Origin of the sequence: Flavobacterium seoulense (assembly GCF_000695795.1) — a bacterium.
Taxonomy (GTDB): domain Bacteria; phylum Bacteroidota; class Bacteroidia; order Flavobacteriales; family Flavobacteriaceae; genus Flavobacterium; species Flavobacterium seoulense.
In genome coordinates this window covers 65,247-90,224 of sequence record NZ_JNCA01000028.1, presented here as the reverse complement: position 1 = coordinate 90,224, position 24,978 = coordinate 65,247, and the positions used below count along the sequence as shown (strand labels likewise).

The window sequence follows — 24,978 nt, the reverse complement described above, 5'->3', positions numbered from 1 at the left end:
CTTTTATATTTTAATTTTAAGCCATTTTTAAAAATGATTTGATATAAGTTTCATTTATCTTTTTTTCGTTTATTAAATGCTTTTATTTTAGTTTTTAGCTTTTTTTAAACTTTAATTAATACTTTCATTAGTAAAATGGAATTTGTAAAGCAATTGCCAACACATTTTAGTACTTTTTTACAATTGATGTGTTCGAACTTTTTTATAACAATTCTTTAAGACTGCTTTTTGTAAATTAATTAGTATCTTTAAGGAAACTTAAAAAAATAAATATTATGGCAACTAATACTGGAAATACAATTATAGCTCTTGTAAGTGGTGCAGCAATTGGAGCCGCACTAGGAATTTTATTTGCACCAGACAAAGGAGATAAAACAAGAAAAAAAATTAAAGACGGTTATAAAGATCTTGAGAAAGATTTAAAATCTAAATTAAGTAATGCTAAAGTAGATTTAGAAGAAACATATAGCGAATTAGTTTCGAATATGAGTCATAAAACCGAAGATGTGATTTCGTTTCTGGAAGTAAAATTAGCAGAACTAAAAGAACAAAACGCTAAACTTCAAAAATAACTTATTTAAAAACAGTAATTAAACAATATGGCTTTTGAGGAATTAAAAGAACATTCAGAAAATATTCAAAATCAAACTAAAGATTATATAGATAAAAATCTTTCTTATTATAAATTATTAGCATTTAAGATGGCTATGAAATCAACTACAATGATTTTAAAGTTCACCTTAATTTTACTTTGTTTTTGCATGGTTTTACTATTTTGTTCTATTGCATTAGCCTTTGCTATTAGTAATTGTTTAGGAAGTTATACTTATGGTTTTCTATGTGTTGGAGGGATTTATATTATTTTTACAGCCTTATTATTTTTAGTCAGAGATAAAATTATTGAAGGACCAATTTTAGAGAAATTTTCAGAAATCTTTTTTAATGACTAATCATGCAAACAAAAAAATATTCTTCTTACGCTCAAATTGATAGCGAACTTGAGATTTTAAAAATCGAAAAAGAAATTAGTTATCAAAAGTTAGTTTTAAGCGTTCAAAAGACAAAAGAAAGTTTTTCTATTTCGAATGTATCAACTACAGTTTTTGATACAATTAAAAGTACTTTTTTTAGCTCTTACAGCGCAATATTTAGATTATTGATACCAATTATCATTAAATGGTTTATAAATAAAAAAAGAGGCAATTAAGCCTCTTTTTTGTTTAGTAATTATACTTCATCAATTTCTTCTGAAGGATTTTCTGGTTCTTCGTATTTTGGTTCTTCTTTTTTAGATGAAATCTTTTTGTTTTTCTTCATCATTTCGCCTACCTGATTGGAAGCGCTAAATGAAGCGACCATATTATTCAACATTTCACTACCGGCTTGTGGAGAATTTGGTAAAAGAATTAAATTCGAATTAGTATCAGCTCCAATAGCCTGTAAAGTATCATAATGCTGTGTTACAACAATTAGGGCAGAGGCTTCCTGCGAATTGATTCCAACTCTGTTTAAAACATCAACACTTTCGACTAATCCACGGGCAATTTCTCTTCTTTGATCGGCTATACCTTGTCCTTGTAAACGCTTACTTTCGGCTTCAGCTTTGGCTTTGGCAACAATTCTAATTCTTGATGCTTCGGCTTCAAATTCAGCTACTGTTTTTTCTCTGTCGGCAGCATTAATTCTGTTCATAGCATTTTTTACCTGAATATCCGGATCAATATCAGTAACCAATGTATTGATAATTGTGTATCCATAAGTTGTCATTGCTTCGTTTAATTCTCTTTTTACAGCTACAGCAATATCGTCTTTTCTTTCGAAAACATCGTCTAATTTTAGTTTTGGAACTTCGGCACGAACCACATCAAAAACATAAGAAGTAATCTGATCGTGTGGATATTCCAGTTTATAAAAAGCATCATAAACCGTTTCTTTAACCACCATAAATTGAACAGAAACTTTTAGTTTAACAAAAACGTTATCCTTAGTTTTAGTTTCGATAATAACATCCAATTGTTGAATTTTTAAATTCACACGTCCGGCAATTCGATCTATTAATGGAATTTTAAGTTGAAGACCTGAATGTCTGATACTTTGAAATTTTCCAAAACGTTCTATAATCACTGCAGTTTGCTGTTTGACAGTAAAGAAGGAGGAAAGAAAGATAAATAGCGCAATAAATAATAAGAAAAGGAAAGGAATGTTCATGTTATACAGTTTTAGTTAAAAAATGGTTGTTAAATTACAAAAAAACTTTAGGTTTGTCTTTGTTAAAATTCATTTTTATGAAAAAACTTACGTTAACTTTTTGTTTCCTTTTAGTAACTGTTTTTGGTTTTGCTCAATATGGTTATCGGGATTCTAATCGAATTGGAATATTCGGGGGAATCAATCAAACTACTTTAAATACTAGTAATTTTGATGTAAAACCTGCTAATGGCTGGAATGCTGGTCTTTCTGTTCGTGGCAATTTTTATAATAATTGGGATATGGTGTATGCCGTTCAGTTTTCTGAAAACAATTTTTTAGTGGCTACAGACCAATTGGTTTCTGGAAAAGAAGATGTTAATTATAAACTAGCATCAGCGCAAATATCTTTACAACTGAGTTATAAAATTATCGAAAATCATTTATCTTTTGAATTTGGTCCTTTAGTTCAGCTAAATGGAAAATTCAAAGTTGATTCTGATAAAGAAAATAATGTTATTTCAGGAACTACTTTATTGACTAAAGATATTGTAGATATTAATAAATTTAATTTTTATCCAACAGTTGGAATCACAGCCGGAGTGAAACATTTTAGATTCAATGTTTCTTATCAATACGGAATTACAAATATGCTAGGGAATTTGAATTCGAAAGATTTAGGTTATAATTTTAAAGGAAATCCAGGAATTCTAAACGGAAATCTTATTGTTTATTTATAAAAAAAGTCCCGATTTTTTTGTCGGGACTTTTAGTTTTATATCGTTTCAATTGCTTTTTGAATTCTTGAAATTGTTTCTTGTTTTCCAATGATTTCAACAATATCAAATAGGTGAGGACCTTTTAAAGCGCCCACCAAACTCAATCGGAAAGGCTGCATTACTTTACCCATTCCAATTTCGTTTTTAGTTAACCAGTCTTTTACAATGGTTTCAATATTTACTGAAGTAAAATCGGTGATTTCTTCAAGAACTGAAATTAATTCCTGCATCAAAGCCGGAGTTTCTTCTTTCCAGTTTTTCTTTGCTTTTTCATCATAAACTGTTGGAGCAACAAAAAAGAAATCGCTTAATTCCCAAAATTCAGTTACAAAATTAGCTCTTTCTTTAATCAATGAAACTATTTTAGTTGTCAGTTCAAGACTAGGAGTAAAACCTTTTTCTGCTAGAATAGGAGCGAAGTCCTTAGCTAAATCAGCATCATTTTGTTTGATTAAATATTGGTGATTGAACCATTTGTTTTTCTCAGGATCAAATTTGGCTCCAGCCTTATGAACTCTATTCAAATCAAATTTTTCAACTAATTCTTCTAACGAAAATAATTCTTGTTCTGTTCCGTCATTCCAACCTAATAGAGCTAAGAAGTTAACAACAGCTTCAGGGAAAAATCCGTTTTCTCTATAACCTGATGAAATTCCTTCTTCTGTTTTCCATTCTAAAGGAAATACCGGAAAACCTAATTTATCTCCATCACGTTTTGATAATTTTCCGTTACCAACAGGCTTTAAAATCAAAGGTAAATGAGCAAAATCAGGAGCTGCCCAACCAAAGGCATGATATAATAAAACATGCAATGGCATTGATGGCAACCATTCTTCACCACGAATTACGTGTGTAGTTTGCATTAAATGATCATCAACAATATTTGCTAAATGATACGTAGGCATTCCGTCACTTTTAAATAAAACTTTATCATCAAGAAGATTACTTTCAAATTTTACAATGCCACGAATCATATCTTTCAAATGTAAAATTTCGTCAACAGGCGTTTTAAAACGAATTACATAATGCTCTCCATTAGCAATTCTTTTAGCAGTTTCCTCTGCCGAAATTACTAAAGAAGTATCCAGTTTTTCTCTGTTATGATGATTGTAGATAAAGGTTTTTCCTTTTTCTTCATGTTCTTTTCTATGTGCATCTAATGCTTCCGGAGTATCAAATGCATAATAAGCCCAACCGGAATTGATCAATTGGTCAGCATATTGTTTGTACAATTCTTTTCTTTCGCTTTGACGATAAGGACCAAATTTTTCATTTTTTCCAATGGTTTCATCAGGAGCAATTCCTAACCATTCTAAGGCTTCCATGATGTATTGTTCAGCACCGGGAACAAAACGAGTTTGATCAGTATCTTCAATTCTTAAATAGAAAGTTCCACCATTTTTTTTAGCAAATAAATAGTTAAATAGGGCAGTACGAACCCCGCCAATATGTAAAGGTCCCGTTGGACTAGGTGCAAAACGCACACGAATTGGGTTTGACATTTTTTATAAATTTTGCTACAAAGATAATTAGAAGTTAGAAGTCAGAAGTTAGAAGTTAGAAGTTTTTCAATTAATAGATGTTTATTTCAATTGATATTGCTATTGCCATTGCATTTGATATTAGTATAATTATTACTTTTATGGGTTATTATAAAGCATAAAAGATTTTGAATAGTTCCAATTTTATTTATCGAAAATTAGAGGCTTTTATAAGAAAGTATTATTTAAACGAATTGATAAGAGGCAGCGTTTTCTTTATTGGTTTAGGATTATTGTATTTTTTATTTACGCTTTTTATAGAATATTTTCTTTGGTTAAAACCTATTGGAAGAACTTTTTTGTTTTGGGCTTTTGTTGGAGTAGAAGCCTTTTTACTTTTTAGATTTATTTTATTTCCAGTATTCAAGCTATTTAAATTTCAAAAAGGAATTGATTATAACGAAGCTTCTTCAATAATTGGAAATCATTTTTCAGATGTAAAAGATAAATTGCTCAATTTTATTCAGCTTTCAAATCCTGATAATAATTCAGAAAGATCCGAATTGCTTTTGGCTTCCATCGAACAAAAAGCAAATGCTTTACAACCGATTCCTTTTTCGAATGCTATAGATTTCAAGTCGAATAAAAAATATGTACCGCTCGCTTTAATTCCGGTTTTGGTTTTTGCTTCTTTTTATATCTCAGGAAATAATTCAATAATTTCTCAAAGTTTTAATAGAGTAGTCAATTTTGATGCTTCTTTTTTGCCGCCTGCACCTTTTGAATTTGTCCTTTTAAATTCAAATTTACAAACCGAACAGAACAAAAATTTTACGCTAAAAGTGAAAACTATTGGTAAAGTTGTTCCTGAAAATGTGATGATTTTTATTGATAATGAAAGTTATTTTATGGAGAATCTTAAGCCTGGAGAATTTGAATTTAAAATAGAAAAACCTATTCAGGATATTTCTTTTCATCTTGAGGGAAATACAGTTTCATCAAAAGATTATATTCTAAAAGTTGTTGCTGTTCCATCCATTTTAAATTTCGAAATGCAATTGAATTTTCCTTCGCATTTAAACCGGAAAGCTGAGATTGTGAAAGGAACTGGAAATGCAATTATTCCCGAAGGAACTTTGGTAACATGGAAAATGAGTACACTAGCTACTCAAAAAGTAGTGTTTTCTAATGCAAATGCGGTTTTTCCTTTTTCTAAATCAGAAAATAACTTTTTTTTAGCTAAAAAAATCAATGAAAATACAGATTATCAAATAATTACATCTAATAATTCAGTTGCTAATTTCGAAAAATTGAATTATCAGCTTTCGGTTGTAAAAGATCAGTTTCCAAGTATTAGTGTTAATCAGGCTCCAGACAGTTTAAAGCTGGCTAGCAACTATCTTTTAGGTAAAATTGCCGATGATAATGGTTTATCAAAATTGCAAGTTGTCTATTATGAATCGAATAAACCTACAACTGCCAAACGTGGAACAATTGCAATTAAGAAAGGTGTTTTTGATCAATTTGTTTTTTCGTTTCCATCTAATCTTCCTGTTGTAGAAGGAACAACTTATGATTACTATTTTGAAGTTTTTGATAATGATGTTTTACATAATTTTAAAAGTTCAAAGTCTGCTGTTTTTTCAAATCGAATTATAACTGCTCAGGAAAAACAAGATTTACTTTTAGTAAAACAATCCGATAATATTCAAGGATTGCAACAATCTTTAAAGAATCAGGATAAGCAATTTTCTCAATTAGATAAGATTCAAAAGACAGGAAAGGAGAAAGAAAATTTTGAATTTAAAGACCAACAAAAAATAAACGATTTTATCCAGCAGCAAAAAAAGCAAGATCAAATGATGCGTGATTTTATGGATAAGATGAAAAATAATTTAGAGGAATCTAAAGCCAAATCAGATGATGAATTTAAAAAAGAATTAGAAAATCGTCTTGATAAGAACAGTGAAGAAATTGAAAAAAACAAAAAGCTTTTAGACGAATTAAAATCTTTAAATGATAAAATTAAGAATGAAGATTTTCTTGATAAACTTGATCAGTTTAAGCAAAAGAGTAAAAATCAAGTAAAGAATTTACAGCAGTTAGTTGAATTGACTAAGAAATATTATGTTCAGAAAAAGGCCGAACAAATAGCTGATAAATTAGATAAATTAGCTAACAAGCAAGATAAAATTGCTGAAGATGAAAAGGAAAATAAACTTTCTAATCAGCAGCAAATGAATAAAGATTTTGATAAAATCAAAGAAGATTTGAATGATCTTGAAAAGCAAAATAAAGATTTAAAATCGCCTTTAGATATTCCTAATGATGATACTACTGAAAAAAGTATTGATGAAGATTTAAAGAAAGCTGCTGAAGAATTAAAAAATAATAGTAGTTCTAAAGCTAAGCCTAAACAAAAAAGCGCAGCTAAAAAAATGAAAGCTATGTCCATGAAAATGGATAAAGGAATGGAAGGAGCAGAGATGGAACAAATGGAAGAAGATGTAAAAATGCTACGTCAGATTCTGGATAATTTATTGGCTTTTTCTCTTTCTGAAGAAGATGTTATGAAAGGATTTAAATCATTAAATTCCGGTTCGCCAGCATTCAATAAAAAGATAAAATTGCAACAAGATTTAAGAATGCAGTTTAAACATGTTGATGATAGTTTGTTTGCGATGTCTTTGCGTAATCCAAAAATGACCGAAGAAATTACTAAGGAAGTTGGTAATGTACAATACAATCTTGATAAGGCTCTTGAAAAACTAACTGATTCACAAATTTCAAGAGGTGTTTCTCATCAGCAATATGCGGTAGCTTCTGCTAATAAACTGGGTGATTTTTTAAGCGAATTATTAAATAATATGCAAATGTCTTTGTCTTCTATGGGAGCTGGTAAACCAAAACCTGGTCAGGGAGAAGGAATGCAATTACCGGATATTATTTCTAAACAAGAAGCTTTAGGTAATAAAATTAGGAAGGGCATGAAACCTGGAGATGCTAATGTAGGTAAAGATGGTAAAGGAAATTCCGGCGAAGGTGGAGATGGAGAAGGAGATGCTAAAGCTATTATGGATATTTACAAAGAACAAAAAGAACTTCGTGATGCACTCGAAAAAGAACTTAATAAACAAGGTTTAGGTAACCAAGGCCAATCTGCTGTAGAGCAAATGAAACAATTAGAAAAGCAGCTTTTGAATAGAGGTTTTAAAAATGAAACAATGCAAAGAGTTTTAAATTTAAAACAAGAATTACTAAAATTAAATAATGCGTTGCAGCAACAAGGTGAGGAAAATAAGCGTCAGTCAAATTCTAATTTAAAAGACTTTTCTAATCAATCAAAACCGTTACCTAACGCTCTGATAGATTATTTAAATAGCATAGAGATATTAAACAGACAATCATTACCTTTGCGCTCCAATTTTAACCGCAAGGTTCAAGAATATTTTAAAACAAAATGATAAACTTTAATTACGAAAGTGACTTTAATTTAGATAATGAAGAAGCTATTGCTACATGGTTATCGGCTGTTATTGTTTCTGAAAAAAAGAAAGAAGGCGAGATTAATTATATTTTTTGTGATGATGATTATCTTCATAAAATCAATGTTGAGTATTTAAATCACGATACACTTACGGATATTATTAGTTTTGATTATACAGTGGGTAACGAAATTAATGGTGATATTTTTGTGTCTGTAGAACGTGTTGAAGATAATGCTAAAGATTTTAATGTTTCTTTTGAAGAAGAATTAAAAAGAGTTTTGGTTCATGGTGTTTTACATTATTGCGGCTATAAAGATAAAGGCGAAGAGGATGAACGATTAATGCGTTTAAAAGAAGATGAAAAAATAGCTATGTTCCACGTGGAACAGTAGTATTGTTTTGACTGTTTCAAAAACCGAAATTTTAAATTTGTTTCACGTGGAACACTTGGGTTTTTTCAATAAAAATTTAAAATAGAAAATGTAAAAAGAATTGTTTCACGTGGAACAAAATAAATAAAAGTAATTAAAATTGAGATTGATTTCAGATGTAAATCTGAAATTTGAAATCAAAAATCTGAAATCAAATGTTTTTAGAAGAGTATGATGTAATTGTTGTGGGCGCTGGTCACGCAGGTTGTGAAGCTGCTGCTGCTGCTGCAAATTTGGGTTCGAAAACTTTGTTGGTTACAATGAGTTTGCAAAACATAGCACAAATGTCTTGTAATCCTGCAATGGGTGGAATTGCCAAAGGTCAAATTGTACGTGAAATTGATGCGCTTGGAGGTTATTCGGGAATTGTTTCTGATAGGACTGCAATTCAATTCAAGATGCTGAACAAGTCGAAAGGACCAGCCATGTGGTCTCCGCGTGTTCAAAGTGACCGTATGCGTTTTGCCGAAGAATGGAGAATGATGTTGGAAGGAACTCCAAATCTTGATTTTTATCAGGAAATGGTAAAAGGTTTGATTATTGAAAGCGGAAAAGTAAAAGGAATTCGAACTTCTCTTGGAATTGAAATTCGTTCCAAATCGGTGGTTTTGACCAATGGTACTTTCCTGAACGGATTGATTCATATTGGAGAAAAACAATTCGGTGGAGGAAGAGCAGGAGAAAGTGCTGCATACGGAATTACGGAAGATTTGATTGCAGCCGGATTTGAAGCGGGCAGAATGAAAACCGGAACACCCCCTCGTGTTGATGGTCGCTCTTTGGATTATTCGAAAATGAATGAAGAAAAAGGAGATGCTAAACCGGACAAGTTTTCATATTCTGATTTGACTACTCCGTTGACGCATCAACGTTCTTGTCACATGACATATACTTCGCTCGAAGTTCATGATATTTTGAGATCAGGTTTTGATCGTTCGCCAATGTTCAACGGACGAATTAAAAGTTTAGGACCAAGATATTGTCCGTCTATTGAAGATAAAATTAATCGTTTTGCTGATAAAGAAAGACACCAGCTTTTTGTTGAACCGGAAGGATGGAATACATGTGAAGTGTATGTAAACGGATTTTCAACTTCGCTTCCGGAAGATGTCCAATTCAAAGCATTGAGTTCTGTAGCAGGATTTGAAAAAGTGAAATTCTTTCGTCCAGGTTATGCTATCGAGTATGATTATTTTCCACCAACGCAATTAAAACATACTTTAGAAACAAAGTTGGTTGAAGGATTGTATTTTGCCGGACAAATTAATGGAACTACAGGTTATGAAGAAGCAGCTTCTCAAGGATTAATGGCTGGAATTAATGCGCATTTAAAAGTGCATGAAAAAGCGCCGTTAATTTTAAAACGCGATGAAGCTTATATTGGAGTTTTGATCGATGATTTGATTACAAAGGGAACTGAAGAACCATATCGAATGTTTACTTCCCGTGCCGAGTACAGAACTTTATTGCGTCAGGATAATGCCGATTTTAGACTAACGCCCATGTCTTATGAAATTGGTTTGGCTTCAGAAGCTCGTTTACGAAGAATGGAACGCAAACTGAATGAATCAGAAAAAATGGTTTCATTTTTTAGAGAAACCAGTGTTACGATAGGAGAGACCAATCCTATTTTGGAATCTAAAGGAAGCGCGCCAATTTCTCAGGGTGATAAAATGTTTAAGATCTTTTCTCGTCCGCAAATTGATTTGGAAGACATGATTAAGTTTGAAAAAGTTCAATCGTATGTTGAAGAAAACAATTTAGATCAGGAAATTTTAGAACAGGCAGAAATTCAGGTGAAGTATTCTGGCTATATTGAAAAGGAAAGAAATAATGCTGATAAGCTAACCCGATTGGAAGATGTAAAAATTCCGGATGATTTTGATTATAATAAAATCAAATCGATGTCTATTGAAGCTAAACAAAAATTGAATAAGATTCGTCCTGTGACAATTTCGCAAGCTTCAAGAATTAGCGGTGTTTCTCCTAGTGATATTTCTGTATTGTTGATTTACATGGGAAGATAATATGAAGTTAGAAGTGGGAAGTTAAAGGTTAGAAGTATTAAAATGCGAATTTCTAATCTTTAACTTTCCACATCTAAACTTTAATTGTTCCACGTGAAACTACGCTCGAAAACCTTGTCATTACTAAGAAAAGTGATTTAAAAAAAAATAGGAGTAATAGATTTCGATTTATTACTCTTTTTAAAATTAGTATAAAATTTTACCTCATTCTAAACCAACCACCGAAAACTAAAAAATGGATATTTCAAATAAAAAACATTTCCTTACGGTTAAAGACCATTCTGTTTCTAAAGAAATTTTCGAATTATATCATGATGAAGATTTGGATATGTTAATCACGCATCCGCAACCTTCTTTAGAAAATTTAGGAAAGTATTACGAAAGTGAAGATTATATTTCGCATACTGATAATAAACGTTCTTTATTTGAAAAAGCTTATCATTTTGTAAAAAGCATTGCTTTAAAAAATAAATTGAATTTAATTAATTCTCAGCAAAAATCTAAAGGAAGAATTTTGGATATAGGAGCAGGAACGGGAGATTTTTTAACTGTGGCTAAAAACGACGGTTGGCATACAATCGGAATTGAACCAAGTGATCGTGCTAAAGGAATTGCAATTAGCAAAGGAATTTCATTTGTAGAAAATACAGCTGAATTAGAAAGTCAAAGTTTTGATGTAATTACTATGTGGCATGTTTTAGAGCATGTCCCTGATTTACATTTTCAGATTAAAGAATTAAAACGTTTATTGAAACCATCAGGAACTTTAATTGTTGCTGTCCCTAATTTCAAATCTTTCGATGCAAAACACTATGGAACTTTTTGGGCTGCGTTTGATGTACCAATTCATTTTTGGCATTTTTCTAAAAAAGCAATTCAAATTCTTTTTAAAAATGAAAATATGAAATTAGAAAAAGTGCTTCCTATGAAGTTTGATTCTTTTTACGTGAGTTTACTTTCGGAAAAGTATAAAAATGGAAAAATGAATTTTATAAAAGCATTTTTCATCGGATTACAGTCAAATTGGAAAGCAAAACAAAATTTTGAGTATTCTTCGTTAATTTATGTCTTAAAAAACAACTAAAACGTATTTTAAGTCGTTTTCCTGATGTTTTTAGTACAAAACTATATCTTTTGATTGCTATTTTTTAAAAGTCGCTTAAAATCGATATAATAAAGTCGATTTTAATAACGTATTTTTATCGTTATTGTTTTTATAATAATTAAATCTAATACTATAAAAAATAGCCAATTTCTAAAGTTTTTTAAGAAGCTATCTATTTTTTTATATTTTTGTCAAACACACATTAATTCAGAAATAAATCAAAATGAAATCAATGATTCACCAAAAGAGAACTATTTATAATATGAGTAAAAAAGCATTATTAATTATTGCAATTGCTGTTTCGGTTGTTGCTTGTAATAAAACAACAACAAATCAAGTTAAAGAAGCAAAAACTGCTTACATTGATACTTCTGAATTGATGAAACAATACACAGAAGCCAAAGATTTAGAAGCAAAATATAAAGCGCAATCTGAAGAAAAAGGAAGACAGTTAGAAGCTGAGATTAACCGTTTTAAACAAGATGCTGCAAATTTTCAATCTCAGGCACAGGCTAACGGTCAGGAATGGGCTCAAAAAAGAGGAGCTGAATTACAAAAAAGAGAACAACAATTAGGTTATGCTCAACAACAATTAGCTCAACAATTGCAACAAGAAAGTGGTAAAGAAATGGATTCTTTAGTTTCTGGTGTTAAAAAATTCATTAAAGATTACGGAAAGAAAAATGGATATGCTTATATCTACGGAACTGGTGATGCTGCTTCTGTGCTTTACGCTGAGGATAAATATGATATCACTAAAGAAATCATTAAAGCGTTGAATGACAGGTACAAATCTGAAGAAAAAGCTGAGGAGAAGAAAGAAGAAAAGAAATAATTCTTTCATTAAAAAACTATAAGCCTTCAATTCTAAATTTGAATTGAAGGCTTTTTTTATTTATTTTTATCGTTCAATTTTAAATTAAAGAAAAAACTTATATTTTAATCAATGCAAACCTTATCCGAAGCCGCTAAATACACCTTACAGTTTATCAATCAAACCCAGCGTTCGGTTTTTTTGACTGGAAAAGCGGGAACTGGTAAGACTACTTTACTTCGGGAAATTATTGAAACTACACATAAAAATACCGTGGTGGTAGCGCCTACGGGGATTGCGGCTTTAAATGCCGGTGGAGTTACCATTCATTCAATGTTTCAGTTGCCGTTTAGCGGATTTATTCCTTCGCATACAGCCGAATCACATTTTTCAGAAACGGTGAAATTTGAAAATAAGGAAAGTTTGCGTAGGCATTTTAAGATGAATGGAGTCAAAAAAGCAGTGATTCGAAATATGGAATTGCTGGTTATTGACGAGGTGAGTATGTTGCGTGCGGATTTGCTTGACGCGATGGATTACATGATGCAAACCGTTCGTAAAAAAGCGACTCCTTTTGGTGGTGTTCAGGTTTTGTTTATTGGCGATTTGTTGCAATTACCACCTGTAATCAGGGATGAGGAATGGCGTACATTGCGTAATTATTACAGAGGAAAATTCTTTTTCCATTCGCATGTTATTCAGCAAAGCCCGCCTTTGTATATCGAATTATCTAAAATTTTCCGCCAGACGGATACTAGTTTTATTTCGGTTTTAAATAATTTGAGGAATAACCAGATTACTCCCGAAGATGTTAAGGTTTTGAATCAGTATGTAAAACCTGATTTTGATTTAAAAGCTAATAAAGGTTATATTACTTTGACCACGCATAATGCAAAAGCCGATGGGATGAATGCTCAGGCTTTGGAAGATTTGAAAGGCGAATTAATTACTTATACACCCGAAATCACAGGTGATTTTTCGGAGAAAATATATCCGATAGAATACAATTTGCAATTGAAAGTGGGTGCTCAAATCATGTTTGTTAAAAACGATTTGAACTATGAAAAAAACTATTTCAATGGCAAAATGGGAATTATCAAATCGCTTTCGAGCCAGGAAATTCTGGTGCATTTCCCGGAAGAAAATAAAACGATAGAAGTAGAACGTTACGAATGGCAAAACATTCGTTACAAAGTTGATCCATTGACCAAGGAAGTCGAGGAGGAGGTTTTAGGCACTTTTGTACATTATCCTATCAAATTAGCCTGGGCGATTACGGTGCATAAAAGCCAGGGATTGACTTTTGACAAAGCAGCAGTCGATGTTTCGCAGGTTTTTATGCCCGGACAGGCTTATGTGGCTTTGTCGCGTTTGCGTTCGTTAGAAGGCCTGGTTTTGCTTTCTCCGTTGCGAATGAACGGCATTTCTAACGATCAGGATGTGATGGAATATGCGCAAAATAAAGCTTCGGAAGAAGTACTTAAAAATTCCCTGCATTTTGAAACCAAGAATTTTATACTTAATTATCTGATTAACAGTTTCGACTGGTACAATCTGGCTCAGGAATGGCGTAATCATAAATTCAGTTATTCTGATAAAACAGAAACTTCGGCAAAATCTAAGAATGCACTTTGGGCAGCCAAACAACTAGAAAATATCGAATCTCTTTTGGATCCATCCAAAAAATTCATTTTGCAATTGAATAAAATATTTGTGAATGAAACGGTGGATTTAATTCATGTTTCAGCGCGAATTCAGGCAGCGTTTGATTATTTTTTCAAACCAATGGATGATTTGGTTTTTGAGGTTTTGTGGAAAATTGAAGAAATCAAACGTTTAAAAAAAGCAAAAGCCTATTTTGAAGAATTATCGGAACTGGAAGAATTGCAATCCAAAGCTGTTTTGCGATTGATGAAAACCAAATTGCTGATTGAAACCGTTATTGCTAATGAGGCTATTTCGAAAGAAAAACTCACTTCAGACGAAATTAAAAAATACCTTTCGAGGAAAAAAGAAGCCATTCAAAATCAATTCAAGGAAACACACGTGAATTTGATTGAAGATGAAGCCGATCTGAACCGTTACATTTCGAAGAAAAAAGACCAAAAAGAGCCGAAAAAATCTACGGTTGAAGAGACTTTTGATTTATGGATAGCTAAAAATTCGATTGAAGATATTGCTAAAATCAGAACGTTGACAGTCACAACGATTCAGGGTCATTTGGTTAAATTAATTCAGGATAAAAGAATTTCTATTAGCGAAATTTTACCTCAGGATACCTTAGACGAATTAGCAGAAGCCTTCAAATTCTACAAAGAAGAATCCCTAACTCCTATGAAAGAACAATTTGGAGAAAAATACAGCTGGGAAGAACTGCGAATGTTTAAGGCGAGTTTGAACTAAATATTTATTAACCATTAAGTTAGTTAAGATTCATTAAGTTTTCGCTTAATTTCCTTAACTAACTTAATGGTTTAAGGTTCTAATTATTTTTTATACTTTTGCAAAAAATATTCTCACTTAAAACGTTTATAGCATGCAACTGTACAACACCTTAAGCGCAGAAGAAAGAGCCGAATTGATTGATCAGGCTGGTCAACAACGTCTTACGTTGTCTTTCTATGCGTATGCCAAAATTGAAGATCCTAAAAAATTTCGCGACGATTTATTCCTAGCCTGGAATGCACTTGATGCTTTGGGCCGAATTTATGTTGCCCACGAAGGTATTAACGCTCAAATGAACGTTCCTGCCGAAAATATTGAAGCTTTTAGAGAAACTCTTGAGGTATATGATTTCATGAAAGGCATTCGTTTGAATGTAGCCGTAGAACATGACGATCACGCATTTTTGAAATTGACAATTAAAGTCCGTCATAAGATTGTTGCCGACGGATTGAACGACGATACTTTTGATGTAACCAATAAAGGCGTACACTTAAAAGCCAAGGAATTTAATGAAATTCTGGAAGATCCTGATACCATTGTAGTTGATTTTAGAAATCATTACGAAAGTGAAGTGGGGCATTTTAAAGGCGCTATCACTCCTGATGTGGAGACTTTTAGAGAAAGTTTGCCTATTATTAACGAGCAACTTCAAGACCACAAAGAAGATAAAAAATTGGTAATGTATTGTACTGGTGGAATTCGTTGCGAGAAAGCCAGTGCTTATTTTAAACACCAGGGATTTAAAAATGTTTACCAGTTAGAAGGCGGAATTATCAATTATGCCAAACAAATTCAGGAAGAAGGTTTAGAGAGTAAATTCATCGGGAAGAACTTTGTTTTTGATAATCGTTTAGGCGAAAGAATTACTGATGATATTGTTTCGCAATGCCATCAGTGTGGAAAACCTTGTGATAATCATACCAATTGTGCTAACGATGGTTGTCATTTATTGTTTATCCAATGTGATGATTGTAAGGCGGCAATGGAAAATACTTGTTCTACGGAATGTCATGAAACGATTCATTTGCCTTATGATGAACAAATAAAATTAAGAAGAGGAAAACAGGTAGGAAATAAGGTTTTTAGAAAAGGAAAATCCGAAAGTCTGAAGTTCAAACATTCAGGGGATTTGTCTGATACTGCTTTGGCTACAGCTGCAAAATCGGCGGATATTCGTCAGAAGATAAAAGTAAAAAAGACTTTAATTGGAAAAGCCGAGCATTATTATGTAAAAGCTCAGGTAGGGCAGTTTACGGTGGAAAACCAAGAATTAAATGAAGGTGATAGAATTTTAATTTCGGGACCAACAACTGGTAATCAGGAATTATTTTTAGACAAAATCATTGTTGATGGAACTGAAGTTCCAACTGCTAAATTGGGAGATAAAGTTACTTTTGAAGTTCCATTCCGAATTAGATTATCAGATAAAATCTATAAAATTTTAGATTAAAACTAAATATAAAATTGTTTTTAAGAACCTATTTCATAATCATTTGGAATAGGTTTTTTTGTAAAAAATTTAATCTTTTTGGGAATTCTTAGTCTTGCAACTTAAGATTAAAAAATACTATCTTTACGGATTAAACGTTTTAAGAACTTAAGTTGTACTAGTTACAACACTACATATAAAATTATGGCATGTGCAAGTTGTTCAACTTCTGATGGTGGCGCACCAAAGGGTTGTAAAAATAATGGGACTTGCGGCACCGATAGCTGCAATAAATTAACGGTTTTCGATTGGCTTTCGAATATGAGTTTGCCTAATGGTGACGCTCCATTTGATGGAGTTGAAGTCCGTTTTAAAAATGGTAGAAAAGAGTTTTATCGAAATACTGAGAAATTAACTTTGAGTATGGGAGACATAGTAGCAACTGTTGCTTCTCCCGGACATGATATTGGAATTGTTACTTTGACAGGCGAATTAGTTCGCATCCAAATGAAGAAAAAAGGAGTTGATCCTAACAGTACCGAAGTTCCAAAAGTGTATCGAAAAGCTTCTCAAAAAGACATTGATATTTGGTCAGCTGCCCGAAATAGAGAAGAACCAATGAAAGTGCGTGCACGTGAATTAGCAATTCAGCACAAACTGGAAATGAAAATTTCTGATATTGAATTTCAGGGAGATGGATCGAAAGCTACTTTTTATTATACTGCAAATGATCGTGTTGACTTTAGACTTTTAATTAAAGATTTTGCCAAAGAATTTAGTACCAGAGTCGAGATGAAACAAGTAGGTTTCCGTCAGGAAGCAGCTCGTTTGGGCGGAATTGGTTCTTGTGGTAGAGAATTATGCTGTTCTACCTGGCTGACTGATTTTAGAAGTGTAAATACATCGGCAGCACGTTACCAGCAATTGTCGTTGAATCCTCAAAAATTAGCAGGACAATGCGGAAAATTAAAGTGTTGTTTGAACTATGAATTAGACACTTACATGGACGCTTTAAAAGGTTTTCCTGAATTTGAAACCAAATTAAGCACTGAAAAAGGAGATGCTGTTTGCCAAAAACAAGATATTTTTAAAGGTTTAATGTGGTTTGCTTACACGAATAATTTCGCTAACTGGCATGTTCTAAAAATTGATAAGGTAAAAGAAATTATAGCCGAAAATAAGCAGAAAAAGAAAGTTGCTTCATTAGAAGATTTTGCCATTGAAGTAACTCAGGAAGTTGAAAAAGATTTCAATAATGCTATGGGGCAGGAAAGTTTAACTCGTTTTGATCAGCCAAAAAGAAATAAACGAAACAATAAAAAGCCTAAAAAAGCAGTTGAGAACAATGTTGGGGCTCCGAATCCAAATCCTAATACTAAAAAACCGGTACACAAAAATCAAAATAAACCGGCTGATGCGGCGCAAAAACCAGCTGGTGATAAGAAACCTAAAGGACCTAGAAAACCAATAATTATTAAAAAAAATGAAACTAAAAAATAGCATTTTACTGCTTTTAGTTAGCATATTCTTTTTTTCATGTGACAAAGAAAGAGTTTTTGATGAATACAAATCCGTTGGTAGTGCATGGCATAAAGACAGTGTAGTTTCTTTTAATTTACCCGAATTGGATTCGACAAAAAGATATGATCTTTTTATAAATATTCGGGACAATAACAATTATCCGTACAACAATCTTTTTCTGATTGTAACTTTAGAAAAACCAAATGGTTACACTAAAGTCGATACTTTAGAATATCAAATGGCAGCTCCGGATGGAACTTTGTTAGGAAACGGATTTACAGATATTAAAGAAAGTAAATTGTATTTTAAAGAGAATGTACGATTTAGAGGAAAATACAAACTCAATATAAAACAAGCCGTTAGAGAAAGCGGTAAAGTTCCCGGAGTTACAGAATTAGATGGTATTACAGAAGTAGGTTTAAGAATAGAAAAAAAGAATAGATAGTTATGGCAACTAAAAAAACAAATAATAACAATCACGATTTTAAGTATTACAATAAAAAATTCTGGAAGTTTTTTATGTATGGAATGGGAGGAATTGTTCTTTTTTTCCTTTTTGCTTCCTGGGGACTTTTTGGTTCTATGCCTTCATTTGAAGACTTAGAAAATCCGGATTCTAACCTGGCTACTGAAATTATTTCTTCTGATGGAGTGGTAATTGGAAAGTATTTTCAAACGAATCGTTCGCAGTTAAAATATTCTGATTTGCCTAAAAATCTGGTAGATGCTCTTGTTGCTACTGAGGATGAGCGTTTTTATGAGCATTCAGGAATTGACGGACGTGGAACATTAAGAGCCATTTTAACTTTAGGAACTAATGGTGGTGCGAGTACTTTAACACAGCAATTAGCAAAACAATTGTTTCATGGCGAAGGTTCTAAATTTTTACCATTTCGTATTGTTCAAAAAGCAAAAGAATGGATTATTGCTATTCGATTAGAAAGACAATATACTAAAAATGAGATTCTTGCAATGTATTGCAATGTGTATGATTTTGGAAATTATGCAGTAGGAGTAAGTTCGGCGGCTCATACTTATTTTTCGAAAACACCAAAACAATTAACCGTTGATGAATCGGCAATTTTAGTGGGAATGTTCAAGAATTCAGGTTTGTATAATCCTGTTAGAAATCCTGTTGGAGTTAAAAACCGTAGAAATGTGGTATTGGCACAAATGGAAAAAGCAAAGATGATTTCGAGTGCCGAAAAAGAAAAATTACAAGCTTTGCCTATTACATTAAAATTCAAATTAGAAAGTCATAGAGAAGGAACAGCTACTTATTTTAGAGAATATTTGCGTGATTACATGAAAAAATGGGCAGAAACAAATAAGAAACCTGACGGATCTGACTATGATATTTACAAAGACGGACTAAAAATTTATACGACTATCGATTCCAGAATGCAATTGCATGCAGAAGAAGCTGTAAATGCACACATGGCAAATCTTCAGGAACAGTTTTTTATTGAACAAAAAGGAAATAAAAATGCGCCTTTTGTAGGTATTTCTGAGAAGGAAACCAATAGGGTTTTAAAGTTAGCTATGAAAGCTTCAAACCGTTGGTATATAATGAAATCGATGGATAAAACAGAAGATGAAATTATTGAATCTTTTAATAAAGAAACAAAAATGACTGTTTTTACCTGGAAAGGAGAAAAAGATACTATAATGACACCTTTAGATTCTATTCGTTATTATAAACACTTTTTGCAAGCGGGATTAATGGCAATGGAACCTCAAACAGGAAACATCAAAGCTTGGGTTGGTGGAATTAATTACAAATATTTTCAGTATGATCACGTAGCGCAGGGAGCAAGACAGGTAGGTTCTACTTTCAAACCGTTTGTTTACGCAACAGCTATTGAACAGTTGAATATGTCACCTTGTGATTCTATTATCGATGCACCGTTTACAATTCCTGTAGGACGTCATCACGTAACTGAAACCTGGACTCCTAGAAATTCTAACAATACTTACCTTGGAATGGTCACTTTGAAAAAAGCATTGGCCAATTCGATTAATACTGTTTCGGCTAAATTAATTGATAAAGTAGGGCCAGAGGCAGTTATTAAACTAACGCATAAATTGGGTGTAAAAACACAAATTCCTGCTCAACCTTCTATTGCACTTGGAGCGGTAGATATTACGGTTGAAGAAATGGTGGCTGCTTACAGTACTTTTGCTAATCAGGGAGTTTATAATAAACCACAGTTTTTGTCAAGAATCGAAGATAAAAGTGGTGTTGTAATTTATGAGCCAATTCCGGAATCGCATGACGTTTTAAATAAAGATATCGCCTTTGCAGTAGTTAAATTACTGGAAGGAGTTGTTGAAGGAGGTTCGGGTAACAGATTAAGATCTACTTACGGAGGAAACGGTGATAAGAGATGGACAGGTTATCCTTATGCTTTTACCAATCCAATTGCAGGTAAAACAGGAACAACACAAAATCAATCTGATGGATGGTTTATGGGAATGGTTCCAAATTTAGTAACCGGAGTTTGGGTAGGTTGCGAAGATCGTTCGGCTCGATTTAAAAGTCTTACTTATGGTCAGGGAGCTACAGCAGCATTACCAGTTTGGGGTTATTTTATGAAATTATGTTATCAGGATCCTAACTTAAAAGTATCTAAAAGTCCGTTTGACCGACCAGCGAATCTTTCTATAAAAGTGGATTGTTATCAAGCGCCTGCCAAAGTAAAAGATACCACTGCTGTGATTCAGGATACCGACGAATTTGAATTTTAAAAGAGATTTAAAATTAAAAGATATTGATTATGTCAGAAATTAAAATGGCAATAACCGAAAATGAAATAGCTTTCTGTTGGGAAGCTATTTCTGTTCTAAGACCTATGCTGGTCAAAGAAAATTTTATTTCTCAAATACAGGATATGCAAAAAGAAGGCTATCATTTGCTTTATATCGAAGAAAATAAGCAAGTGATAGCAATTGCAGGTTATCGTATCCATACGATGCTCTATTGTGGTAAAATGCTTTATCTTGATGATCTTTCTACATTGGAATCTCATAGAGGTAAAGGATATGCTTCAAAACTTCTAAATCATTTAAAAGAAATTGCTCTAGAACAGAACTGTATTTCGATACAATTGGATTCTGGTCCAAGCCGTACTAAAGCTCATAAATTATACTTCAAAGAAGATTTTACTATAAGCGCGTATCATTTTCATAAAAAACTAGATTGAAAACTTTTATTTTAGGCGAATTGTACTATTGTTTTTGAAAATAAAAACTTATTTTTAAGAATCAAAAAGAAATCAATTCGTTATGATTAATAAAAAAGTAAATTCGGTTCAGGAAGCGCTACATGATGTTCAGGATAATGTAACTATTATGTTGGGCGGTTTTGGATTATGTGGTATTCCCGAAAATTCCATTGCCGAATTAGTTCGAAAAGAAGTCAAAAACCTGACTTGTATTTCTAATAATGCGGGAGTAGATGATTTTGGTTTGGGTTTGCTTTTGCAAAAAAGACAAATCAAAAAAATGATTTCTTCGTATGTAGGTGAAAATGCTGAGTTTGAAAGCCAGATGCTTTCGGGTGAGCTCGAAGTAGAATTGGTTCCACAAGGTACGCTTGCCGAACGTTGTCGCGCTGCTCAGGCTGGAATTCCGGCTTTTTTCACTCCAGCTGGATATGGAACCGAAGTAGCCATTGGAAAAGAAACCAGAGAATTTAACGGAAAAATGCACGTAATGGAATTGGCCTTCAAAGCTGAATTTTCTATTGTAAAAGCATGGAAAGGAGATACCGCAGGAAATTTAATCTTTAAAGGAACGGCCCGAAACTTTAATCCTGCCATGGCAGGTGCCGGAAAAATTACCATTGCCGAAGTTGAAGAATTGGTCGAAGCAGGAACATTAGATCCTAATCAAATTCATATTCCCGGAATTTTTGTACAACGTATTTTTCAAGGTGAGAAATACGAGAAGCGAATTGAGAAAAGAACTGTTCGTGCTAGAAATTAATCAATTTTTTAATTAAAAAATGTATCAATTGTATGGAAAAAGAAAATATAATTGTTTCTAGAACAATAGATTTTGCATTAGAGATTATCGCTTTTTGTGAAATTTTAGAACAAAATAGAAAATTTGTAATTTCTAATCAATTATTAAAATCAGGAACAAGTATTGGTGCTAACGTTCATGAGGCTCAAAACGCTGAAAGTAGAGCTGATTTTATTCATAAAATGAAAATTGCTGCTAAAGAAATTGAAGAGACAAAATATTGGCTCACATTATGCGAAAGAGCTCCTTCTTATCCCTTTGAATCTCAATTGAAATTCAAAATCAATGAAATTGGACTTATCATTTACAAGATCATTAGTTCTAGTAAGACGTTATCCTGAATTGGTAAACTGGTAAATTAATAAATTAGTACATTAATTATGTTAACAAAAGAAGATATTGCAAAACGAATTGCTCAGGAACTTAAAGACGGCTATTATGTCAATTTAGGGATAGGAATTCCTACTTTGGTGGCTAACTATATTCCCGAGGGAATAAATGTTGAAATACAAAGCGAAAACGGTGTTCTGGGCATGGGTCCGTTTCCTTTTGAGGGGGAAGAAGACGCTGACATTATTAATGCCGGAAAACAAACGATAACTACCTTAGCGGGCGCTTCGTTTTTTGATTCGGCAACCAGTTTCGGAATGATTCGCGGTCAGCATGTTGATTTAACGATTCTTGGAGCGATGGAAGTTTCAGAAAAAGGTGATATTGCCAATTGGAAAATTCCTGGTAAAATGGTTAAAGGAATGGGCGGTGCTATGGATCTAGTGGCTTCTGCCGAAAACATTATCGTAGCTATGATGCAGGTCAACAAAGCAGGAGAATCCAAAATTCTTAAAAAATGTACTTTGCCATTAACTGGCGTAGGCTGCGTTAAAAAAATAGTAACCGAGCTTGCTGTTATCGAAGTAACTCCAAAAGGTTTTAAACTTTTAGAACGCGCGCCAGGTATTTCAGTTGAAGAAATCATTGCCTCTACAGAAGCGGAATTAATTATTGATGGTGAAATTCCTGAGATGAAAATTAACTAAAAAAAAATTACCGCAAATTCACAGATTATATAAAAATCTGCGAATTTGCGGTTAAAAATATTTGTAAACTTAGAATCTCAGATTCTTAGCAACTTAGTAACTCAAATTATAAATTCTCAAAGAAATCATTTCCTTTATCATCAGTAATAATAAAAGCTGGGAAATCTTTGATAGTAATTTTACGAACAGCTTCCATACCTAATTCTTCAAAGTCAACAACTTCTACTGAAAGGATATTTTCTTTAGCTAAAATAGCAGCAGGACCTCCGATAGAACCTAAATAGAATCCTCCGTAAGTTTTACAGGCATTCATCACATCTTTAGTACGGTTTCCTTTGGCAAGCATCACCATACTTCCGCCATTTTTCTGGAATTCCTCAACATATACATCCATACGTCCGGCAGTTGTTGGTCCAAAACTTCCTGATGGCATTCCGTCCGGAGTTTTAGCAGGACCTGCGTAATAAATCGGGTGATTTTTGAAATAGTCTGGCATTGGTTTACCAGCGTCCAATAATTCTTTGATTTTTGCGTGTGCAATATCACGGGCTACAATCAAAGTTCCGTTTAATTTTAAACGGGTTTTAATTGGATATTGAGATAATTTTTTAAGAATATCAGCCATTGGTTGGTTCAAGTCAACTTCAACCGCCTCTTCTAAATGTGGTGGTGTTTCCGGTAATAAACGTTTTGGATTTACTTCTAATTGCTCTACGAAAATACCGTCTTTAGTAATTTTTCCTTTAATATTTCTATCTGCCGAACAGGAAACTCCTAATCCTACCGGACAAGAAGCAGCGTGACGAGGCAAACGGATTACGCGAACATCATGCGTGAAATATTTTCCTCCAAATTGTGCTCCAATGGCACTTTCCTGGCAAATTTGCTGAACACGTTTTTCCCATTCCAAATCACGAAAAGCCTGACCAGCCATGTTTCCGGTAGTAGGCAAATGATCATAATAACCTGCAGAAGCTTTTTTAACCGTAGCCAAAGTGGCTTCGGCAGAAGTTCCTCCAATCACTAAAGCCAAATGATAAGGCGGACAAGCCGAAGTTCCTAGATCCATGATTTTAGCACGAATGAAAGCATCTAATGATTTTTCGTTCAACAAGGATTTCGTTTGTTGGTACAAGTACGTTTTATTGGCAGAACCTCCACCTTTTGCTAAAAACAAGAACTCGTAAGAAGCTCCTTTTTTAGCATAAATATCAATTTGTGCCGGAAGATTAGAACCTGAGTTTTTTTCTTCAAACATGCTGATAGGAACAATTTGAGAATAACGTAAGTTTCTTTCAACGTAGGTGTTAAAAATCCCTTTAGAAAGCCATTCGGCATCATCAACACCTGTATACACGTTTTCACCTTTTTTGGCTATTACAATCGCTGTTCCGGTGTCCTGGCAAGAAGGTAATTCACCATCTATAGCTACAACAGCATTTTGTAATAAATTATAAGCCACAAAACGGTCGTTGTCGGTTGCTTCAGGATCATCAAGAATAGCTTTTAGTTTCTCTAAATGCGAAGTTCTCAACATAAAAGAAACGTCTTTCATAGCTTCCTGCGAAAGTAATTCTAAGCCTTTTGGATCAACAGTTAGGATTTCTCTGTCTCCTAATTTTTCTACTTTTACGTAATCGGAAGTGATTTTTCGGTATTGAGTATCATCTTTTAAAATAGGATAAGAATCCTGATAAATAAAGTCCATTGGTTTTTTTATTTTTTTTCGCAAATATAAAAAATATTTACCGCAGCACGGACTTTTGAAGAAGGCTAATAATACAAAAAAACACTTTTTTTGTTATAAATCAGTAATCAAAAAAGCTCTGATTTACTGAATAATAAGCTGAAAAAAAAGTGTTTTTTTAAATAGATTTTGAAAGCTATTAAGCTAACAAACTAGTAACTAAAAATAGAATCATTAATCCTATTGCAATGTATTTTGTGTACTTTGACATTTTTTAATTGTTTAAATGAAGATTTCAAAAGAATGAAAAATAAATTAAAAAACCTAGAATTATTGTTATATTAATAAGCCAACGGATTAGAATCCGTTGCTACAAAATGCTCCGAGCCGATGATTCTACAAAATGTGTTAGATGTTAAAGTTCCGTAGGAACGAGAAATGCTGTAAGGCTGGACTTCAGTCCAGTTAGACAACCTACAATACCCACTCAAATGAGAGCCGCAGGCTCGGGACATATATAA

General features: G+C 32.8%; 22 protein-coding genes. 18 read left to right on the top strand and 4 right to left on the bottom strand.

The window, feature by feature from the left end; translation table 11 throughout:
• The first annotated feature begins 275 nt into the window (after positions 1–275).
• The 3 genes from FEM21_RS13895 to FEM21_RS13885 are packed head-to-tail and all read left to right on the top strand — an operon-like array spanning position 276 to position 1,207.
• Positions 276–572 (top strand): YtxH domain-containing protein, encoded by a 297-nt coding sequence (locus FEM21_RS13895; protein ID WP_035661527.1) that lies wholly within the window; start codon positions 276–278, stop codon positions 570–572.
• A 27-nt stretch (positions 573–599) separates the two neighbouring features.
• Positions 600–950, top strand: a complete 351-nt coding sequence (locus FEM21_RS13890) for a hypothetical protein (RefSeq protein WP_035661524.1) — start codon at positions 600–602, stop codon at positions 948–950.
• A 2-nt stretch (positions 951–952) separates the two neighbouring features.
• On the top strand, positions 953–1,207 hold the full coding sequence (locus FEM21_RS13885) for a DUF6327 family protein (RefSeq protein WP_035661521.1): 255 nt from the start codon (positions 953–955) through the stop codon (positions 1,205–1,207).
• 20 nt (positions 1,208–1,227) lie between these two features.
• On the opposite strand, the gene FEM21_RS13880 is transcribed toward FEM21_RS13885, so the two are convergent.
• A complete protein-coding gene (locus tag FEM21_RS13880) occupies positions 1,228–2,208 on the bottom strand; it encodes an SPFH domain-containing protein (protein ID WP_035661518.1) in 981 nt (326 codons plus the stop codon).
• A 77-nt stretch (positions 2,209–2,285) separates the two neighbouring features.
• Between FEM21_RS13880 and FEM21_RS13875 the strand changes: the two genes are divergently transcribed.
• Entirely contained in the window at positions 2,286–2,927 is a 642-nt protein-coding gene (locus FEM21_RS13875; protein ID WP_035661551.1) for an outer membrane beta-barrel protein, read from the top strand.
• A 35-nt stretch (positions 2,928–2,962) separates the two neighbouring features.
• On the opposite strand, the gene gltX is transcribed toward FEM21_RS13875, so the two are convergent.
• Complete coding sequence (gltX, locus tag FEM21_RS13870) at positions 2,963–4,468, bottom strand: glutamate--tRNA ligase (RefSeq protein ID WP_035661516.1); 1,506 nt, start codon at positions 4,466–4,468, stop codon at positions 2,963–2,965.
• A 167-nt stretch (positions 4,469–4,635) separates the two neighbouring features.
• Here gltX and FEM21_RS13865 point away from each other — a divergent pair, with 167 nt between their 5' ends.
• The 14 genes from FEM21_RS13865 to FEM21_RS13800 all read left to right on the top strand — a co-directional run bounded on the left by FEM21_RS13865 (position 4,636) and on the right by FEM21_RS13800 (position 22,770).
• Entirely contained in the window at positions 4,636–7,911 is a 3,276-nt protein-coding gene (locus tag FEM21_RS13865; protein WP_035661513.1) for a glutamyl-tRNA synthetase, read from the top strand.
• On the top strand, positions 7,908–8,327 hold the full coding sequence (gene ybeY, locus FEM21_RS13860) for an rRNA maturation RNase YbeY (RefSeq protein ID WP_035661510.1): 420 nt from the start codon (positions 7,908–7,910) through the stop codon (positions 8,325–8,327). Before FEM21_RS13865 ends, ybeY begins: the two co-directional genes overlap by 4 nt.
• A gap of 194 nt (positions 8,328–8,521) precedes the next feature.
• Entirely contained in the window at positions 8,522–10,393 is a 1,872-nt protein-coding gene (mnmG, locus tag FEM21_RS13855; RefSeq protein ID WP_035661507.1) for a tRNA uridine-5-carboxymethylaminomethyl(34) synthesis enzyme MnmG, read from the top strand.
• Between the two features lie 235 nt (positions 10,394–10,628).
• Positions 10,629–11,477 carry a class I SAM-dependent methyltransferase gene (locus FEM21_RS13850; RefSeq protein ID WP_035661504.1) on the top strand — a complete coding sequence of 283 codons (849 nt, stop codon included), beginning with the start codon at positions 10,629–10,631 and terminating at the stop codon, positions 11,475–11,477.
• Positions 11,478–11,730: 253 nt separating this feature from the next.
• Positions 11,731–12,333, top strand: a complete 603-nt coding sequence (locus tag FEM21_RS13845; RefSeq protein WP_236353658.1) for an OmpH family outer membrane protein — start codon at positions 11,731–11,733, stop codon at positions 12,331–12,333.
• Positions 12,334–12,444: 111 nt separating this feature from the next.
• Positions 12,445–14,715: a helix-turn-helix domain-containing protein gene (locus tag FEM21_RS13840; RefSeq protein ID WP_035661500.1), complete on the top strand. Its 2,271-nt coding sequence runs from the start codon at positions 12,445–12,447 to the stop codon at positions 14,713–14,715.
• A 133-nt stretch (positions 14,716–14,848) separates the two neighbouring features.
• Positions 14,849–16,207, top strand: coding sequence for an oxygen-dependent tRNA uridine(34) hydroxylase TrhO (trhO, locus tag FEM21_RS13835; protein ID WP_035661497.1), 1,359 nt, complete (start codon positions 14,849–14,851; stop codon positions 16,205–16,207).
• Between the two features lie 183 nt (positions 16,208–16,390).
• Positions 16,391–17,686 carry a PSP1 domain-containing protein gene (locus FEM21_RS13830; RefSeq protein WP_035661493.1) on the top strand — a complete coding sequence of 432 codons (1,296 nt, stop codon included), beginning with the start codon at positions 16,391–16,393 and terminating at the stop codon, positions 17,684–17,686.
• Positions 17,670–18,152, top strand: coding sequence for a gliding motility lipoprotein GldH (locus FEM21_RS13825; protein ID WP_035661490.1), 483 nt, complete (start codon positions 17,670–17,672; stop codon positions 18,150–18,152). Before FEM21_RS13830 ends, FEM21_RS13825 begins: the two co-directional genes overlap by 17 nt.
• A gap of 2 nt (positions 18,153–18,154) precedes the next feature.
• Positions 18,155–20,455: a penicillin-binding protein 1A gene (locus FEM21_RS13820; protein WP_035661487.1), complete on the top strand. Its 2,301-nt coding sequence runs from the start codon at positions 18,155–18,157 to the stop codon at positions 20,453–20,455.
• A 29-nt stretch (positions 20,456–20,484) separates the two neighbouring features.
• Positions 20,485–20,910, top strand: a complete 426-nt coding sequence (locus FEM21_RS13815) for a GNAT family N-acetyltransferase (protein WP_035661485.1) — start codon at positions 20,485–20,487, stop codon at positions 20,908–20,910.
• Positions 20,911–20,992: 82 nt separating this feature from the next.
• A complete protein-coding gene (locus FEM21_RS13810) occupies positions 20,993–21,694 on the top strand; it encodes a CoA transferase subunit A (RefSeq protein ID WP_035661483.1) in 702 nt (233 codons plus the stop codon).
• Positions 21,695–21,726: 32 nt separating this feature from the next.
• On the top strand, positions 21,727–22,074 hold the full coding sequence (locus tag FEM21_RS13805) for a four helix bundle protein (RefSeq protein WP_035661481.1): 348 nt from the start codon (positions 21,727–21,729) through the stop codon (positions 22,072–22,074).
• Between the two features lie 39 nt (positions 22,075–22,113).
• Complete coding sequence (locus FEM21_RS13800; protein WP_035661478.1) at positions 22,114–22,770, top strand: CoA transferase subunit B; 657 nt, start codon at positions 22,114–22,116, stop codon at positions 22,768–22,770.
• A gap of 106 nt (positions 22,771–22,876) precedes the next feature.
• Here the strand turns inward: FEM21_RS13800 and FEM21_RS13795 are convergent, their stop codons facing one another.
• On the bottom strand, positions 22,877–24,478 hold the full coding sequence (locus FEM21_RS13795; protein WP_035661475.1) for a fumarate hydratase: 1,602 nt from the start codon (positions 24,476–24,478) through the stop codon (positions 22,877–22,879).
• Between the two features lie 320 nt (positions 24,479–24,798).
• Entirely contained in the window at positions 24,799–24,972 is a 174-nt protein-coding gene (locus FEM21_RS16565; protein WP_160171318.1) for a hypothetical protein, read from the bottom strand.
• Between the last annotated feature and the right edge of the window lie 6 nt (positions 24,973–24,978).